Origin of the sequence: Aestuariivivens sediminicola (genome assembly GCF_022662015.1) — a bacterium.
Classification (GTDB): domain Bacteria; phylum Bacteroidota; class Bacteroidia; order Flavobacteriales; family Flavobacteriaceae; genus Aestuariivivens; species Aestuariivivens sediminicola.
The window spans coordinates 73,923-90,948 of the sequence record NZ_JAKMCM010000006.1; the positions used below are offsets into that span (position 1 = coordinate 73,923).

Sequence of the window (17,026 nt, forward strand, 5' to 3'; positions counted from 1 at the left end):
GTTTAATTTTTATCGGTTAATTTTAAAAACTGCTCTTCCAGGCTTTCCTTGCGCTGCACCAAATGGGTGAGGACTATACCTTTTTTAAACAGTTGCCTGTTTAACTCTTCAGAATTCAGCGGTTCATTTAAAAAGGCGGTTATAAATTCATCCTGAACTTTAATGGTTCCAAACGCTTCGTTAGTTTTCAAAAATGATAACAACGCTTCCTGATTGTTACATTTTAATTGAAAAAAGCCATGACTGGAAATCATCTCATCGACACGACCGGAATACAATTTTTCGCCCTTGCGAAGTACCACGACATGAGAGCATACTTTTTCAACTTCGTCGAGTAAATGTGATGCCAATAATATGGTAGTGCCTTTAGCAGCTATTTGTTTGATAATCTCCCTGATCTGATGAATACCCTGGGGATCCAAGCCATTAGTCGGTTCGTCTAAGATTAAAATTTCCGGATCATTCAGGAGGGCGGAAGCAATGGCCAATCGCTGTTTCATACCCAATGAATAGGTAGCGAACTTACTGTCCTTGCGTTCCAAGAGCCCAACCAATTCCAGTTTTTTATTAATCTTAGTATAAGGCACCCCTTTTATTTTACATACCAATTTTAAATTCTGGCTACCGGTCATATAGGGGTAAAAATTGGGGCGTTCAATAATAGCGCCTACTTTTTTCAGAGCCTCATGAGTAGAAACCTTACCGTCAAACCACTGGAAGTCACCTGAGGTTTTATTGACCACATTTAATACAATTCCCAAAGTGGTGGATTTACCACTGCCATTAGGGCCTAATATGCCATAAACATTACCTTTGTTAATGGTAAACGATAAATCTTTGACGGCAGTTAAATAACCAAATTTTTTAGTGAGGTTGTTAAGCTTAAGAATAGAATCCAATGGTTGTTTAGTTTTCCTGATACTATCAGTCAGGTTGGTTTTGAAAGTAAGACGATAGTCCCTATTATTTGTTACATACCTATCAATAAAAATAGTAAATTTGAAGCATATATAGTGTCATGGAAGATTTAAAGATATCCAAAAAGAAACCCTCGTTCCCGATAACCGAGCGCTTGCATGAATACCTGGTGAGGTATGACAGGGATGTTAAAATTCCTATCTTTTATGACGATCTCTTGCGGTTTCAAGGTGGTGTTGTAGTTTATGATGATGACGGAAATGACACCTTATGGCTTCGGGTCTATTACAACGAATTTGAACGCCAGGAGATCGATCTAGCCTTGAAGAAAATATACAGCATTTTGCATTCGGACGGTAGTATAAATACCATTCCGTTTTTAAATGTGGATGCCATAGATTATTGTACGTTTGGAAATTCCAAGCCTTTTAGAATAAAGGTGCGTAATGTACTGAACGACAACTACACCTATTTTTATGTAAAGTCGGCAGATGCCTCCCGGGTTTATGGCCTGGAGCTGGAGCATATGCTATCGCCCTACAATCTTAACTTTCTGGTCTACAAAAACACCTTAATCGAAGAGCATATTACAGGTGTCCCGGGCGATGAGTTTATCAAGAACATGTTACCGCATTGCACCAGGTCTGAAAAAGCACAGATTGCCAAGGAGTTCGTAAAGTTCAATGAACGCTGTATGATACGACTGTTGGGGGATATGCGATCCTATAATTACGTTATTGTACCGACCCATGATTTCGATCATGTGGTGTACAAAATCAGGGCTATAGATTTCGATCAGCAATGTTATGAGGGTAAGTTCAATATTTACAGGCCACAGTTTTTTAAGGAGAATTTAAAAATGGTAGAATTGGTCACCTCAATGATTCAAAAGCCTTCGATTGATCAATATAAAACGGAAGAAAGATCCGTTTTGGTAAAACGATTTAAAAGTTTCCAGAACCGAATAGGAAAATTAATCGAATGTATGGAAACGGACCATATCTCTAGTCAGGACAATGTGGATTTGTTAAAGATGAAAGTATTCCAGTATACCCGGGATGTGAATTTCAAACGATCTAATAATATGGGAGAAATATTAAGACATGCCTTGGCCTTTCTTACCCGAAACTATGAAAACGTAAAGCTGGAAAGTCTAAAGTAGACCTTAATTCCAATTCTCGTCGAAATCAAGATGTTCATAATCATCGACATCTAAACCATCCTCTATTTCATCTGAATCATCATCATCCGACTCGGCTTCAAACGATTTTTCAGGAGCCGCGTCCGGCACCTGACCCTGAACAAACATAAGATTTGGATAATCGAAACCCTCTGCTTCTTCAACAATTTCTGCCAATTCCACATAAAAGGTCCACATGCTCAAAAAGTCATACACATAGATCAGCTTTGGAGAGGCCTCATGAGCGACATCATTAATGCGAGTTTCGTTCATTAAGCGGGCCGAGCCATCATCACTCAAATCAAACAGGGATATTTCCTCTCCTTGGTTCCATTGCGCATCGCTTATATAAAATGAAGCCATTTCCGTTCCATCGAAACCAAAGGATTGGGTAATCACATTGTGTAAATCCTCCAGAGTGTCTTCTTCTCGAATTTCCAGGTCACGAAAAACAGCCTCGTCTGTATCGTTATCCAGTATGACTCTAAATCTGTAAATCATAAATAATCTGTATTTTACAAATGTAGTTTTTTTAAACTATTTGCTAAAACGGTGCAAAGTAAATATCATCGCACTTAAAAGTAAAAAGGCCCCCGCCTGATGGGCTACACCGAGCCAGACCGGAACCTGCATTAGAATGGTCAGAACACCAAGGATAAATTGAATGCCTACTAATATCATAAGCATCTGAATGCCATTGGATTGAAGTCGATCCAGTTTTAGTTTTTTTGATTTTATCCAAATGAGCAAGACAAAAAATACGACTACATAGGCTAAAATACGATGCACAAATTGCACACCACTTTTACCTTCAATAAAATTCTTGTACAAAGGTTCCTGCTCAATATAAACGGTTTCATGCATAAATTTCCCCTCGCTCATCATTGGCCAGTGGTTGTGTATGAATCCGGCATCCAATCCGGCAACAAAGGCACCATAAATTATTTGTAACATCAGTATGGCTAATCCCCATCGAATGAGATTTCTAAAGCCTTTCTGTATTTGATTTTTTTCAGGATAAATTAAATCCAGAGCAACCCAGAATGTGTAGGCAAAGGTGATAAAGGCAGTGGTTAAATGTGCCGCCAGCCTGAAGTGACTTACATCCGGACGGTCCACGAGCCCGCTCTTCACCATATACCACCCCAGAAAACCCTGAAACGCACCCAACACCATTAAAACAAGTGCTTTTTTTAGAGTCGATGTAGTGAGTTGCCTTTTTATCAGGAAATATAGAAATGGAATGAAAAAGACAAGTCCGATAAGCCTGCCGATAACACGATGTAACCATTCCCAAAAGTAGATCTGCTTAAAATCCTCGAGGGTAAAATTATAGTTTAACTTCTGATATTCAGGATACCGTTTGTAGAGTTCGAAGGCAGCTTGCCATTCGGTGTCATTCAGCGGTGGTATTGTACCTGAGATGAGTTTGTAATTTGAAATAGACAACCCTGAATGCGTTAATCTTGTAATTCCGCCTACAATTACCATAATAAAGATGAGTGCGCATCCCGCGAGCAGCCAATACCTAACAATTCTATTATCTTTTTTCATGTCCTTATAATTCCTTTTCATAGCAAATACTGTTGGCTACACCTTTGTAAGGGCCAAAGTTTGAAATCCTTTGATATTTATTTTTTTTATAAAATGCAACCGCCTCAACCTGTCTTTTCCCAGTTTCTAAAATACATTGGTCATATCCAAGCGCTTTCGCCCATAGTTCCAGTTCATTTAAGATGAGTGTGGCGAAATGTTGTCCCCTAAACGCCTTTAAAGTAAACATCCGTTTAATTTCGACCGTGTTTGTATCGAAAGGCTTAAAAGAACCACAGGCTACGGCCTTGTCTTCAACATAGGCCAGAACAACATGTTTTATAGCCTCAATATGGTTGTATTGACTGTAGAATTTATGATCTTCACCATCGACTATTCTTAAATAGGTATTGAGTTGCTTAACCAAATTTATAAAGTCGGGGTGTGATGCATCCGTTCGTATAAGTTTAATCATTTAATTCACTCATTTTTAAACCTAAGCGCTCGCCTTCCTTCAGCATCAGCTGATAAGCTGCATCATATTGGTTTGGAATGTCACCTTCTAAAATAGCTTCCTTGATGGCCTCTTTTATCAGTCCTATTTCTCGTGACGGTTTTATACCGAATGTTTTCATAATATCCTCTCCTGATATCGGAGGTTGAAAGTTCCGAATATGGTCACGCGCCTCAACTTCAATTATTTTCTCACGAACAATCTTGAAATTATTGTGGTACTTTTTGTATTTCTTCGGGTTTTTGGTGGTAATATCGGCTTCACACAGTGTCATGAGGTCATCTACATAATTACCGGCATCGAATACCAGGCGGCGCACGGCCGAATCAGTAACGCTGTCCTGGGCCAGAATAATAGGTCTGGAACTCATGAGCACCATTTTTTGAACAAATTTCATTTTGTCATTGAGCGGCATTTTCAGACGTTTAAAAAGGCGGTAAACCATTTTAGAGCCCTCAAATTCATGGCCGTGAAAGGTCCATCCTTGTTTTTTATTGAATTTCTTTGTGGGTGCCTTTCCGATATCGTGCAACAATGCGGCCCATCTTAACCACAGATTATCGGTATGTTTTGAAATATTGTCAACAACCTCCAGGGTGTGAAAAAAATTATCCTTATGACGCTGACCTTCAATCTCATCGATACCTTTTAAAGCCAACAGTTCCGGTAAAATGTATTCCAATAAACCGGTTTTATTTAAAAGCAAAAATCCAATTGATGGCGTATCGCTTTCCAGTATTTTGTTGAGCTCGGTAACCACGCGTTCCTTGGAAATGATACTGATACGTTGGTTATTTTCCGTAATCGCCTTCAGGGATTCACTTTCTATTTTAAAATGTAACTGGGAGGCAAATCTAATGGCGCGCAGCATGCGCAGGGGATCATCGCTGTAAGTAACGTCCGGATCTAAAGGTGTCCTGATCAATTTCCGCTTCAGATCCTCTCGCCCCTGAAACGGATCGAGCAATTCACCAAAATTGGAATACCTTAAACTTAGGGCCAGTGCATTTATGGTAAAGTCACGTCTGTTCTGATCGTCTTCCAAACTGCCATTTTCAACGGCGGGATTTCTGCTGTCTTTGCTGTAGGATTCCTTTCGGGCACCCACAAATTCAATTTCCAGATCCTCATGCCGAATCATGGCAGTACCGTAGGTTTTAAACACCTGTATTTTTGGTTTTGAGGGCAGTTGCTTCGCGACCTGTCTGGCCAGTTGAATACCGTCACCTATGGCAACGATATCAATATCTTTCGTAGAACCGCGGTCGAGGAAATAATCACGAACAAAACCACCAATAACATAGGCATCGACATCTAAAGCTGCGGCAGCCTGGGAGATGGTTGCAAATATAGGATGCTCTAAAGCCTTTATGTGAGTCAATTTTTCTGTCACGATATCAGAATGATCTAAAGTGATAGGTCTTAATTTTTTTTACTCATGTTTACCATAAACAGAGGTGCCCATTAAACTTTCATTTTCGAATAATCTTAACAATTCCACTGTTGCTCAATTTGATAATGGAAGAAGGTTGGGCGCAAATTTTTTCGCGATGCAAATTTACAACATAGTCCACACCTTTTAAAATAGCAGGGTTAATTTCTTCGAAGGACTTTGGTGTGGGTTGGCCACTGATATTTGCCGATGTGGATACGATGGCGCCATTGAACTTCCTGCACAGCTGATAACAAAATTCATGATCGGGAATTCTAATGGCAATAGTCCCGTCGTCAGCTATGAGATTACCGGCCAGGTTCCTGGCCTCATCGTAAATTATTGTGGTCGGTTTGTCGGCAATGTGAATAATATCCAGAGCGGCCCGAGGTATTTCTTTCACATATTTTTTCAACATCCTGTCGTCAGCGACCAAACAGATAAGTGCTTTGCTGTCTTCACGCTTCTTAAGTTCGTAAACCTTTTTAACTGCTTCCGGATTTGATGCGTCACAACCAATCCCCCAAACGGTATCGGTAGGATATAAGATGGTTCCTCCTTCCCTTAAAATCTGCAATGCGTTCTGTATGTCTCTATTCAAACCAATTTCATTTAAATTTATATACCCCGAGTGCTTTTTTCATATTTCTGAATGCGTAATCCCAATAGGATTCCAAACGGTTAAGGAAACTTTGAAATTTCCATTTCGAATAAGGAATGGCCTCGGCTTTAATCCGCCGTTCCCAAATTTTAGAAATGGCGAAGTTTTGAAACATGATGTCTACATCCACATCGCCATAACCTTCAAATTCGTTGACTTTATTCTCTTCATGGATAATCGATGCCCAATGGCGCTCACCTTTTAATTGCAGAACGTGTTTCTCTCGTTTCCAGTGAGAATGTCTGATCGACCAAACCGTTTTCGGATTGTTGTTTTTTTCAATTAAGGAAATAAAAGGATTATACTGGTCCAGTCTTTTCCCAATTTTTATTTGGGGATGGGTCTGTATGGTATAGCCATCAATAAAATCGACGGCCATAAAATCCTGTCTATTGAACTGTTTTTGTACCGTTTCGATATACTGTTTACCGAGGCAGTCGTCATTATCGATTCTGCTAGTTATAATATAGGGTTCTGAGCACTTCGCGATATAGGATGTTATGGACGGCAGAAATAAAGACATACCATCAATAAAAATGGGAATGAAATTAGGCATCTTTTTTTCTAAATCCCGGATTATGGTCTTGAACTTTTCAGGGGTTGTCGTGTCAAAATAGACCAACCACTCAAAATTTGTATTAATTTGTCCCTTAACACTTTCAAAGCAAAAATTTGTAAATAGTTCGAATCGGTTGTCATGCCATTCTTTTGTAAGAACCGATTTATTTTTTTTGCTGGTTGTCCAATCCGGATTCCGAAGGTTAAAGCGTGTAATTAAAAAATGTTTGAACATGGCATCTTAATTATTAGAACCTATATTTGCACTGGCGCAAAAGTACAATAGAATTTTATAAGCCAAGATAAAATTTAAGTCTGTGAAGGAAATTAAGGTGTTTAATACTGAATTGAGTGCGGCATTTAAAGCAGATCTTAGTCAGTTGATTCATGATTTTGAATCGATTGAGGGAGGTGTTGGGAAGCGCAATATCATAAAAACCACTACACTCAATTCGTCTAATTTAAACATCAAGGCCTTTAAGGTGCCGCATCTGTTTAACCAGATCGTATATCGGTTTTTTCGAAAAAGTAAGGCACAGCGCTCTTTTGAATATGCGCATAAGCTGACGAAAATGAAGGTGGGCACCCCGAAACCTTTGGCTTATTTTGAATACCTCACACCATGGCGTTATACAAAAAGTTTTTACCTAAGTGAGCATCTGGAATGCGATTTAACCTATCGGGAACTGACTACAAATTTTAATTATCCGGATTACGAGACCATTCTCAGGGCTTTTACCAGGTTTACGTACAGTTTACATGAGAAAGGTATTCACTTTTTGGATCACTCACCCGGAAATACACTGATAAAAAAGAATGGCGATACCTATGATTTTTATCTGGTGGACCTCAACCGAATGGCGTTTCGAAATTTGGATTTTGAATCGCGTATCAGGAACTTTGCCAAACTTACCATCCATAGGTCCATGGTAGAGGTGATGAGCGATGAATATGCCAAATGCTCAGGAGAAGACTATCAAAGGATTGTCGATCTCATGTGGAAGGCCACAACATCCTTCCAGTATAAATTTCACAGAAAAAAACGACTTAAAAAAAAGTTGAAATTCTGGAAGAACACTTAATTATTCTGTTGAATCAGTTCTCTCAGCTTCGTGTATTTTAAGAAGGTAATATGAGCTGTTTGTACACAGATTACCAAACCGTTGACTCCATCTAAAACGCCAAGTCTAAAAAAGTAGGCTTTAATAAATGCCCATAACGGATTAAACCAGATCTTATAAAATGGGGCCTTTTTCCCATACTCATAGTAGGCCCTGGCGGCAATGGTCGAAAAATATTCTGTTTTCTTATTGAATTCGCTATAGCTCTGGTAGGTCCAATGTAAAATATCCCCTGTCAACCGTCCTGATGTTGCACCTTTCTCCAATCGAACGGCATCGTGGGGGTTAATGCCCTCCCACCGGGCCCTTCGGCGGTCAAAAACGCGCAGCTTTCTATTGGGATACCAATCGGAATGCTTTATCCATTGGCCACAAAAATTGTTAAACCGATTGCAGTAATACCCGTCATTCGTCCAATTGGATTTGAGTTTGATAATGGATTGTTGTAATGGTTCAGACAGTGCTTCATCGCCATCAAGCGAGACGATATGATCAAAGGAGGCTTTGGACAAGGCGAAATTTTTCTGTTCTATATAACCCAGGAACTCCTGTTCAATAAATGTCACACCATGATCTAAACAAATGGATTTGGTGCGATCGGTAGAGAAGGAATCCACGACCACAATTTCATCAACAACGGGTTGAAGTGATCGCAGGCACTTTTCTATATTCCGCTCTTCATTGTAGGTTATAACAACCCCCGATAGTTTGACCATAAGTATTAAATGATGGGTAAAAATAGTTATTTTTGCTGCAATGAATGCAGTAAAGGCCTCAGTAATTATAAGTACCTATAATCAGCCACAATGGTTAGAAAAAGTGTTATGGGGATATCAGGTTCAGACCTTTAAAGATTTTGAGATTGTCATTGCCGATGATGGATCGAATGCCGAAACAAAAGTACTTATTGATTCCTTTAAAAAAAATTCACCACTGGAGATTAAGCATGTGTGGCAACCTGACCAGGGTTTTCAAAAAACAAAGATTCTCAATAAAGCCATAGTGGCGTCTGCATATGATTACCTGATTTTTACGGATGGGGATTGTATTCCCAGAAACGATTTCGTATCCGAACACATACGACTCAGACGCCGTAATTATTTTTTATCGGGAGGCTATTTTAAATTGCCAAAACCTCTTTCTGAGGCCATTACCCGACAGGATATCGAACATCAGGACTGTTTTAAACTGCGCTGGCTACAGACCCATGGTCTGGAAAAGAATTTTAAAGCGAATAAGCTTACGGCCTTTGGATTTAAAGCCTGGTTTTTAAATACATTCACACCAACAAAGGCAACTTTCGACGGCATGAATGTTTCCGGGTGGAAAAAGGATATATTGGAGGTGAATGGTTTTGATGAACGCATGCAATACGGTGGTGAAGACCGTGAAATTGGAGAGCGTTTAATGAATAAGGGCATTGCATTCAGGCAGGTGCGATATAGTACCATATGTTTGCATTTGTACCATGAACGCCCCTATCTCAATACCCTCGCGTTGGAAAAAAATAAGTTGATACGCAAACAAACGAGGCGATCTAAAACCGTTATGACCCCTTATGGGATTACGAAGCTGACTTAGGCAGTGTAAAAGGCCTGTTAAAGCTTTTAAGGGTGAAGTGGTTTAAGGTTTTTCTGATTTTGTACTTTCGCATTAAGTTAAGCGGCTTATTCTTGAGATAGCTTTTATCCTTGTGTAAAAATGCGATGGTCGCCTCGATGACGCGCGCACTCGATTTTCCATCAGTGTAGGGGTGAAGTGCCTGGTTAAAGACCTTCAACTCCTCTAAAATAGCCTTTGGATAGGATAATGCCTTTAAAATGGCGGGTTCTATATCTGTTGCCGAGGTGATATTGATTAAATACGGTTTCGGTTTGTAATGGTTAAACGTGACAATAGGCTTTTCCTGCAATCCAAATTCCTGAATGGCCGAGGTGGTATCCGAAAACATCATATCGGCCTCACGGAATAAAGGAATGAGTGCTGTTGTATCCCTGTAGCTGAAATAGGCATTGTTTAGGCCGGCCCACTTTTCTTTAATATCCCTTGGGATTTTAGGATGAAGTACCATGATAAAGCGATATTTCCCCGAATTGGCCAATCCCTTTATGGATTCAAAAACGGCGTCGTTATGTGCCAGGCTCAATCGTTCTGTAAATGTTGAGGCTATGAAGATGGTAGGCAGGTCCGAATTCCGGTTCCGTACAATGGGGAATAACGGATCAACTTTACTCCAACCGGTTTCGATAACGTCGAAGTGTCTGCGTTTTTTGGCGATCGACTTAAACACGGAAGTCGTGCTAGGGCCTTGGGTACAATACAGATCGAACAATCCTCTGATTCGAAAATGGTCTTTTTTAAAGGTTCTTTTTTCTGCATTGAACCCATGAAAAATCTGGACCTTGAGACAATTTATAAAATCGGGAACGGTATCCGTAGCGGCTAAAATGATATGTGGGCCGTAATCACAAACCTGTTCAATGGTGTCCAACACATGCTCCTTGTCGACAAGTGCTTTTTTACCGGCTTCCAGATCACTGAACCAATAAATGGAATACCCACGTTTTAAAATCTCTTTTTCAAGGGGCATCCCAATGGGAAGGGCATAACTATAGGAGATATAGATTAAAAATTTATAGTGCATAAGTTATAACGGACATCCTCACAAAGATACCATTACCAATTAAAAAATCTCCGGTTTAAGGCCAATATATGTTTCCTGAGCTTGGCCTTTAGATCGACCCCGGTATCATATACCATTTGCTCATTGCTCGGGAATGGTATTCTTCTCCGTTCTGTCAGTGCTCTGTCCTCTTTGTCCAGCGCACGTTTATCACCGCGCATCCTGCCATAGAAATGCTCGAAAACGAATCCACTGTCAATGGTAAAATTATCGAGTACTTGATTGGTGTTTAAATCGATATGAACGACATCGGCAATGATTTGTGTGGATTTAAACTGCTTGATTTCTTTTAAACGGCATTTTACGGTTACTATTTTGTCTATTTTGATGTCATTCCCCAGGCTGTCCTTGGCGACATTCCCGTCGCTGTCCAGTTGATAGGTCCAACCGTCAATAATCTCCTTTTCCCGAATCAATTCGCGCTCGCTAATGCTTTCTGGGGAAATAATGATGCGCTTTAAATTTAATTCCATGGCGTAATCGTATGCAATGCCTTCGGCTCTTTGCGCATGATAGGTCATCCAAAAATTGTCGATGCCATAGGTGTCAAAATTCAGCAGGTCTTCCTCCAATTGACGCGGAATAATTTGTTGGGTATCATTATGAATCGTAACATAAATATAGGCCATGCCACGCTCATGAGCTTCATTTAATAATGCTCTGGTGTTTTCATAGTTGGGATTTATATTTTCGACGTACGCCAACGTGTTATAGGCTTCCCGCATACTGTTCTTGTCATCCAATTCCAAAAGTTGCAAGCCTTTTTCATATAAATGGTCCGATGTTTTTTCCGTATACCTAAGGATCACATCACTGTAATTGCTGAATTTAAAAGAAACGGTTTTACCGTTTAGGGTTAGGGGTAATAGTGGTTTTATAAGCTCCTGTCTGGAATCCAGGTCTAAATAGCGCTCATAGATTTCCCGGTACATCTCCGGATTATCATCTTTTTTAAGGTGTTCAATGCTACTTAAATCCCGCTCATTCGCTTTGGTGTAGGCATCATAAAGGGTAAAAACGTAATCCTGTTTCCTTTTTGCATTTTTATTTGTGCTCAGTTTCTTTATTGACGTTGCAATAGCCTCATCGTAATTTCCATAACTAACAGCCTTTTGGACTTGCTTCCGGGTATTGCAAGCACAGAGTATTACGAACAATATAAGGAGTAAATTTATCTTCATCTATTTAAAACGTTTTGTTCAACATGAAGCAATTAAACTGGTTAATGCTTATTTCATAAGCTAGGCCTTACGGTCCTACTCAATACGGTATCCAATAGTAATGCCAAAATAAAACTAAAAATGGGAAAACCAGTGTAATAAACTGATAAACAATTATTTATTCTTTTTAAATACAGGAAGTAGTTTTGTTGAAACCTCACCAAAACCGATACGTGTATCATCCTTTTTGCAATAGCCTCTCATAATAACCGTATCGTGATCGTTTATGAACTTCCGTTCTGAACCATCCTTCATTTTAATGGGTTTTGTACCCTTCCAGGTGAGTTCCAGCATAGAACCGTAGGATTCCGGGGTAGGGCCTGAAATCGTTCCACTACCCATCATGTCCCCGGAGTTAACCGGACAGCCGTTTATGGTATGATGCGCCAGTTGCTGCGACATGTTCCAGTACATGTATTTAAAATTGGATTTACAGACGGTCTGTTCTTTAGCCCCTTTAGGTTGAATGGCCACTTCCAGATTGATGTCGAAACTTTTTTTCCCTTTGTACTTCAAATAGTCCAGTTGTGGTTTAATGGGTTTAGGACCCTCCACGCGGTAGGGTTCCAAAGCATCCAGGGTAACGATCCATGGAGAAATTGAGGAGGCGAAATTTTTAGCAAGGAAGGGTCCCAGTGGCACATATTCCCATTTTTGAATATCACGTGCGCTCCAGTCGTTCAATAAAACCAACCCGAATATATATTCCTCAGCCTCATTGACGGGGATGGGCTCACCAAGATCATTGGCGTCCGTAGTAATAAAGGCCATTTCTAACTCAAAATCCACAAGTTTACTGGGGCCGAATACGGGTTCTGATGCACCCTCGGGTAAAATCTGTCCCTGAGGTCGGTGTACCGGAATTCCGGAAGGGATGATTGACGAACTTCTACCATGATAGCCAACCGGTATGTGCAACCAGTTAGGTAAAAGCGCATTATCCGGATCCCTGAACATGGTACCAACATTGGTGGCATGTTCCATACTGGAATAGAAGTCCGTATAATCTCCTATTTGAACGGGTAACTGCATTTCAATCTCATCCAGCCTGAATAACACAATTTCCTTGTGTTGTTTGTTGTTCTTAAGGCTGTTGTTCTCAGCATCAAAAATATGGGCAATGCGATTTCTAACGGCGCGCCATGTTTTTCTCCCATCTGCGATAAAATCGTTCAAGGTGTCCTGAAGAAAAATATCATCCGTAAGGGGAATGCCCTCAAAATAACCTAATTGGTGTAATGCGCCTAGATCGATTGCAGTATCTCCAATTCTTGTGCCGATGGTAATGATATCATCACGTGTTAGGAACACACCAAAGGGAATATTCTGAATGGGGAAATCTGAGTTTTTATCTACATGTAACCATGAAGTTCTATCGGGATTGTTAGCTGAGATCGACGTGTGCATTTACGATTTGTTTTTAAATATTTCTAATCAAACCTACATAATTTTTTTAAAAAAACAGTGAAAATTCAGGTTAATTATGACAGTTAATAAAATGGTTCAAAACTTAAAGGTAAATATATATTTTTTGACGTATTTAACTAATCTATTTGCTATTTTTGCCCAACATATAACCAGATTTTAATTTTATGCAACGCGACGAACAAATATTTGAACTTATTCAAGCCGAAAAAGAGCGACAACTACATGGCATAGAACTTATTGCTTCAGAGAATTTTGTAAGCGATCAGGTTATGGAAGCCGCAGGTTCTGTTTTAACCAATAAATATGCTGAAGGGTATCCTGGTAAACGTTATTACGGTGGTTGCGAAGTGGTCGATGAAGTAGAGCAAATAGCCATCGACAGAGCCAAGGCATTGTTTGGTGCTGCTTATGTAAACGTTCAACCGCACTCTGGAAGTCAGGCCAATACCGCAGTATTCGCTGCGTGTCTGAAACCGGGAGACAAGATTTTAGGGTTCGACTTGTCGCATGGGGGGCATTTAACCCACGGATCGCCGGTTAATTTTTCAGGTAAGCTCTACAATCCTGTATTTTATGGTGTAGAGCAGGAGACAGGGGTGTTGAATTATGATAAAATTCAGGCGATTGCAACTAAAGAACAACCAAAATTGATCATAGCAGGGGCGTCCGCCTACTCACGAGATATAGATTTTATGCGATTCAGGGACATCGCAGACCGTGTTGGAGCGATCTTGTTAGCCGACATTTCACACCCTGCAGGACTTATAGCCAAAGGGATTTTAAATGATCCTATCCCGCATTGCCATATTGTAACCACAACGACACATAAGACTTTACGCGGTCCTCGAGGTGGTATGATTATGATGGGTGCCGATTTTGACAATCCATTTGGTATTACTTTGAAGAATGGGAAGTTACGTAAGATGTCGTCTCTCTTGGATTCAGCAGTCTTTCCCGGAAATCAGGGCGGACCTTTAGAACATATTATTGCGGCCAAGGCCATTGCCTTTGGAGAAGCATTAACCGATGAATTTTTGCATTACCAGCTGCAGGTAAAACGCAATGCCTCGGCACTGGCACAAGCATTGGTAGCTAAAGATTATCATATTATTTCAGGAGGCACTGATAACCATATGATGTTGATCGATTTGCGCAATAAGGATATTTCGGGTAAGGATGCAGAACTTGCGTTGGTAAAAGCCGATATTACGGCCAATAAGAACATGGTCCCTTTTGATGATAAATCACCTTTTGTAACATCGGGTATTCGATTAGGGGTAGCTGCCGTGACCACGCGCGGTTTGAAGGAAACAGATATGACAACGATTGCCGAATTCATCGATGAGGTGATTAGCAATCATGAAGATGACGATCTGTTGCAAGCGGTAAAGTCTAAAGTCAATACCATGATGAAGGATAAGCCTTTGTTCGTATAGTGCGGTCCTAACGCACTAATAAGCACATCATTTTCTGTAGGTTTGAAGCCTTTCAGATCGTATGTAGAATCCTTATGAGTTAGTCTTCTTCCGGGAAAATAATATGTTGGTAGGCCCCGAGATCAGGGGTGTTGGTGCGATCTACATTTAAAATATCATAGGGGACCTGATCCGAAAAAGTGGTATTACCCTGGTTAATTCCCGCAGATTCCTCGCCAATAATCAATTGGTTGGTACCGGGATCTTTAAAATGCGGGTCTGCATTGAAGATCGTACCTTCATAGTGATTCGTATCTGACAAATTGTAATTAGGCCCTGTAAAGTTATTGTTGTTGTCCTCGAACCGAATTAAACAATTGGTAAATTTAAAATTGAAGGCAACGGCATCATCTTCAATTTCATCCAATAATATCTCCGGGTTGTCATTACCGTAAATAATACAGTTGTTAAAATTAGCTTCGTCTAAATCGGCTATGATTGCTGTATTTTCTTCATCAAGGACAAAATTATTCAAAAGCAGGGCAGGGAATTGCCTGAATCCGTTGTTCCAGTAATTCGCAATCGTACTATGGGTTACATTGTATTTCCCCCCTAAAGTACCGGCAAAAGATGACTGTCCCGCATTATTCAAGACCACATTCTCAGCTCTTATAGAGGTATTCCTACCTAAAATACCAAAACTCCCCGAATTATAAATCTGGGAATTCGCAATGGTGAGTTTGTCATTGACGGCATCCGGATTACCATCACATAAAATCCCGACCAGTGCATTTTTAATGGTTGCATAATTGATGCTGTTATCAACACTGCCATCAACCAGCCAGATGGTTCCCCATTGTCCCGGAACATCGGAAAATGTCGGTTCCAGACGATCACCCTCAAAAATAACTTCGTTTTCCATTAGATCCTGATCAGCACTAAGACTGCCGTTCACTTGCAAAGAGGCATTGTTTGAAACTATAATACCTGAGTTCTCATGAAAATGAATGCGTGCCCCGGCTTCAATGTTTAGGGTTTCCCCTTCAGGTACGGCTGCAAAACCATATATAACATAGGGTTTTTCATTGGTGAAGGTCAATTCTTCAGCCATTAATTCGCGCCCCTGTAATTCGGTTTCAAGAGATGTGCCGCCAATATTCAGGGTCAGGGTCTCAATGACCTTTGTCGTGTTGTCGCGATTGGGGTAAATAAAAACGGCATCCTTGACCAAGGTTACCAGTTCCACTTTCTGCAGATCCGAACCGGTACCAAATTCAATTTGATCCGTGTAGAGGTATGTGCCATCCGGATTCGAAAAATTATTAATATCGATGGTTGTTTCAACAAAGACATATAGGCTGTCCTCTGCCAATAATTCTACATTTTCAAATACTTTGCCGGGCATCCCGTCGACACTCAGTCGGTAAGCCGACGATTCACCCAGTCCCAGTTTTACGGAGGCAATCGAAATATCGTCGTTGCTTCTGTTGTACACTTTAAGGGTATAGGTACTGGAACCAATATTAGTAAACACCGTATCCAGATACACCGTATCTTTCGAGAATTCTAAATTCCCCTTGCTTGGTACAAAATCGAAGTCCTTTCTACAAGAACTCCAAAACAGGATTAAAAACAAAGTAAATAAGAAGTAGAGTTGGCGTTTCATCTAAATAACCAAAATTTAAAAGCTAAAAATATAACTTTTAGGATTAGTATTTGGTATGAAAACCAACATTTATTGTTTTCCCCATGTTATAAGCCGTAATATGGAAAATATCCGGCTTAAAACATCAGCGAAGGTGTTTTTGAACCCAAACGAAGCGCTTAGTCTCTTACCCCTAATTTGATTAAAATGGTCTCCATTAAACACCATTTTGTGATTGAGGATTGTAACAAATTTGCACCTACGAACAAGGTAAACCAAAACCAGTTCGGGTTGACAAACATGCCTAATAATACACTCATAATAACAAAAGTACCTGCGATTGCTCTAATATACCTGTTTAACATATTTCAATGATTTAAAATTTATATTGATTTTTCTATGGGAACCACAATGGCCCTGATGGGATTGTTGGTCTGCAATGTTTTATTGAATTCTTTTATGTGTTCGAATAGCGCATCGATATACACTTCATCTGTGAATGAAAAAAACAGAACCGATTCGTTTCCGGTATTTTCAAATCCGAACCAATTTGAAGCTTCCATTGCGGCAGTGGATGTTTTATACCCTTCGATGTCGGACTGGCTGAAATTTTTAATTTGCGCTTTTTTAAAGAGTTTTATCACCTCTTTGTGAAAGTCTTCTACGGCTGTAACAAGAACTAATTTCATATTTCGATATTTATTGTTTGAAAGCATAC

18 protein-coding genes are annotated in these 17,026 nt (G+C 40.0%); 4 read left to right on the forward strand and 14 right to left on the reverse strand.

Annotation, left to right across the window (positions count from 1 at the left end):
• Positions 1-2: 2 nt before the first annotated feature.
• Positions 3-899: an ABC transporter ATP-binding protein gene (locus MR041_RS13185; RefSeq protein WP_242094660.1), complete on the reverse strand. Its 897-nt coding sequence runs from the start codon at positions 897-899 to the stop codon at positions 3-5.
• Between the two features lie 119 nt (positions 900-1,018).
• Between MR041_RS13185 and MR041_RS13190 the strand changes: the two genes are divergently transcribed.
• On the forward strand, positions 1,019-2,080 hold the full coding sequence (locus MR041_RS13190; protein WP_242094662.1) for a hypothetical protein: 1,062 nt from the start codon (positions 1,019-1,021) through the stop codon (positions 2,078-2,080).
• Positions 2,081-2,083: 3 nt separating this feature from the next.
• Here MR041_RS13190 and MR041_RS13195 read toward each other — a convergent pair whose 3' ends face one another.
• The 6 genes from MR041_RS13195 to MR041_RS13220 form a co-directional block, all read right to left on the reverse strand.
• The gene (locus tag MR041_RS13195; protein ID WP_242094664.1) at positions 2,084-2,599 is read right to left on the reverse strand and encodes a plasmid pRiA4b ORF-3 family protein; all 516 of its coding nucleotides are present in this window, start codon (positions 2,597-2,599) and stop codon (positions 2,084-2,086) included.
• 36 nt (positions 2,600-2,635) lie between these two features.
• Positions 2,636-3,652, reverse strand: coding sequence for a COX15/CtaA family protein (locus MR041_RS13200; protein ID WP_242094831.1), 1,017 nt, complete (start codon positions 3,650-3,652; stop codon positions 2,636-2,638).
• Positions 3,653-3,656: 4 nt separating this feature from the next.
• Positions 3,657-4,106 carry a GNAT family N-acetyltransferase gene (locus tag MR041_RS13205; RefSeq protein ID WP_242094666.1) on the reverse strand — a complete coding sequence of 150 codons (450 nt, stop codon included), beginning with the start codon at positions 4,104-4,106 and terminating at the stop codon, positions 3,657-3,659.
• Positions 4,099-5,526, reverse strand: a complete 1,428-nt coding sequence (locus MR041_RS13210; RefSeq protein ID WP_242094668.1) for a CCA tRNA nucleotidyltransferase — start codon at positions 5,524-5,526, stop codon at positions 4,099-4,101. Before MR041_RS13210 ends, MR041_RS13205 begins: the two co-directional genes overlap by 8 nt.
• 91 nt (positions 5,527-5,617) lie before the next feature.
• On the reverse strand, positions 5,618-6,178 hold the full coding sequence (locus tag MR041_RS13215) for an L-threonylcarbamoyladenylate synthase (protein ID WP_242094670.1): 561 nt from the start codon (positions 6,176-6,178) through the stop codon (positions 5,618-5,620).
• A gap of 7 nt (positions 6,179-6,185) precedes the next feature.
• Positions 6,186-7,031, reverse strand: coding sequence for a glycosyltransferase (locus MR041_RS13220; RefSeq protein WP_242094673.1), 846 nt, complete (start codon positions 7,029-7,031; stop codon positions 6,186-6,188).
• A gap of 82 nt (positions 7,032-7,113) precedes the next feature.
• On the opposite strand from MR041_RS13220, the gene MR041_RS13225 reads away from it, so the two are divergent.
• Positions 7,114-7,878 (forward strand): lipopolysaccharide kinase InaA family protein, encoded by a 765-nt coding sequence (locus MR041_RS13225; protein WP_242094675.1) that lies wholly within the window; start codon positions 7,114-7,116, stop codon positions 7,876-7,878.
• On the opposite strand, the gene MR041_RS13230 is transcribed toward MR041_RS13225, so the two are convergent.
• Positions 7,875-8,633, reverse strand: a complete 759-nt coding sequence (locus tag MR041_RS13230) for a glycosyltransferase family 2 protein (protein WP_242094676.1) — start codon at positions 8,631-8,633, stop codon at positions 7,875-7,877. The two genes, MR041_RS13225 and MR041_RS13230, sit on opposite strands and share 4 nt — an antisense overlap.
• A gap of 40 nt (positions 8,634-8,673) precedes the next feature.
• On the opposite strand from MR041_RS13230, the gene MR041_RS13235 reads away from it, so the two are divergent.
• On the forward strand, positions 8,674-9,498 hold the full coding sequence (locus MR041_RS13235) for a glycosyltransferase family 2 protein (RefSeq protein ID WP_242094677.1): 825 nt from the start codon (positions 8,674-8,676) through the stop codon (positions 9,496-9,498).
• Here MR041_RS13235 and MR041_RS13240 read toward each other — a convergent pair.
• The 3 genes from MR041_RS13240 to fahA all read right to left on the reverse strand — a co-directional run bounded on the left by MR041_RS13240 (position 9,482) and on the right by fahA (position 13,227).
• Positions 9,482-10,561 carry a CDP-glycerol glycerophosphotransferase gene (locus MR041_RS13240; RefSeq protein WP_242094678.1) on the reverse strand — a complete coding sequence of 360 codons (1,080 nt, stop codon included), beginning with the start codon at positions 10,559-10,561 and terminating at the stop codon, positions 9,482-9,484. The genes MR041_RS13235 and MR041_RS13240 overlap by 17 nt on opposite strands.
• 32 nt (positions 10,562-10,593) lie before the next feature.
• Positions 10,594-11,781: a hypothetical protein gene (locus MR041_RS13245; protein ID WP_242094679.1), complete on the reverse strand. Its 1,188-nt coding sequence runs from the start codon at positions 11,779-11,781 to the stop codon at positions 10,594-10,596.
• 153 nt (positions 11,782-11,934) lie between these two features.
• Positions 11,935-13,227, reverse strand: coding sequence for a fumarylacetoacetase (fahA, locus tag MR041_RS13250; RefSeq protein WP_242094681.1), 1,293 nt, complete (start codon positions 13,225-13,227; stop codon positions 11,935-11,937).
• 185 nt (positions 13,228-13,412) lie between these two features.
• On the opposite strand from fahA, the gene glyA reads away from it, so the two are divergent.
• Positions 13,413-14,684: a serine hydroxymethyltransferase gene (gene glyA, locus MR041_RS13255; RefSeq protein ID WP_242094683.1), complete on the forward strand. Its 1,272-nt coding sequence runs from the start codon at positions 13,413-13,415 to the stop codon at positions 14,682-14,684.
• A 79-nt stretch (positions 14,685-14,763) separates the two neighbouring features.
• Here the strand turns inward: glyA and MR041_RS13260 are convergent, their stop codons facing one another.
• From MR041_RS13260 to MR041_RS13270, 3 genes are all read right to left on the reverse strand, one after another.
• On the reverse strand, positions 14,764-16,329 hold the full coding sequence (locus MR041_RS13260; protein WP_242094685.1) for a hypothetical protein: 1,566 nt from the start codon (positions 16,327-16,329) through the stop codon (positions 14,764-14,766).
• A 158-nt stretch (positions 16,330-16,487) separates the two neighbouring features.
• Positions 16,488-16,673, reverse strand: a complete 186-nt coding sequence (locus tag MR041_RS13265; protein WP_242094687.1) for a YgaP family membrane protein — start codon at positions 16,671-16,673, stop codon at positions 16,488-16,490.
• A gap of 18 nt (positions 16,674-16,691) precedes the next feature.
• Complete coding sequence (locus tag MR041_RS13270) at positions 16,692-16,997, reverse strand: hypothetical protein (RefSeq protein ID WP_242094688.1); 306 nt, start codon at positions 16,995-16,997, stop codon at positions 16,692-16,694.
• Between the last annotated feature and the right edge of the window lie 29 nt (positions 16,998-17,026).

What these genes read in the sequence shown, in the direction of transcription:
- MR041_RS13220 (WP_242094673.1), bottom strand. Translation starts at nt 7,031, where the DNA reads ATGTTCAAACATTTTTTAATTACACGCTTTAACCTTCGGAATCCGGAT.
- glyA (WP_242094683.1), top strand. Translation starts at nt 13,413, where the DNA reads ATGCAACGCGACGAACAAATATTTGAACTTATTCAAGCCGAAAAAGAG.
- MR041_RS13270 (WP_242094688.1), bottom strand. Translation starts at nt 16,997, where the DNA reads ATGAAATTAGTTCTTGTTACAGCCGTAGAAGACTTTCACAAAGAGGTG.
- MR041_RS13230 (WP_242094676.1), bottom strand. Translation starts at nt 8,633, where the DNA reads ATGGTCAAACTATCGGGGGTTGTTATAACCTACAATGAAGAGCGGAAT.
- MR041_RS13235 (WP_242094677.1), top strand. Translation starts at nt 8,674, where the DNA reads ATGAATGCAGTAAAGGCCTCAGTAATTATAAGTACCTATAATCAGCCA.
- MR041_RS13190 (WP_242094662.1), top strand. Translation starts at nt 1,019, where the DNA reads ATGGAAGATTTAAAGATATCCAAAAAGAAACCCTCGTTCCCGATAACC.
- MR041_RS13245 (WP_242094679.1), bottom strand. Translation starts at nt 11,781, where the DNA reads ATGAAGATAAATTTACTCCTTATATTGTTCGTAATACTCTGTGCTTGC.
- MR041_RS13265 (WP_242094687.1), bottom strand. Translation starts at nt 16,673, where the DNA reads ATGTTAAACAGGTATATTAGAGCAATCGCAGGTACTTTTGTTATTATG.
- MR041_RS13205 (WP_242094666.1), bottom strand. Translation starts at nt 4,106, where the DNA reads ATGATTAAACTTATACGAACGGATGCATCACACCCCGACTTTATAAAT.
- MR041_RS13195 (WP_242094664.1), bottom strand. Translation starts at nt 2,599, where the DNA reads ATGATTTACAGATTTAGAGTCATACTGGATAACGATACAGACGAGGCT.
- MR041_RS13240 (WP_242094678.1), bottom strand. Translation starts at nt 10,561, where the DNA reads ATGCACTATAAATTTTTAATCTATATCTCCTATAGTTATGCCCTTCCC.
- MR041_RS13200 (WP_242094831.1), bottom strand. Translation starts at nt 3,652, where the DNA reads ATGAAAAAAGATAATAGAATTGTTAGGTATTGGCTGCTCGCGGGATGC.
- fahA (WP_242094681.1), bottom strand. Translation starts at nt 13,227, where the DNA reads ATGCACACGTCGATCTCAGCTAACAATCCCGATAGAACTTCATGGTTA.
- MR041_RS13260 (WP_242094685.1), bottom strand. Translation starts at nt 16,329, where the DNA reads ATGAAACGCCAACTCTACTTCTTATTTACTTTGTTTTTAATCCTGTTT.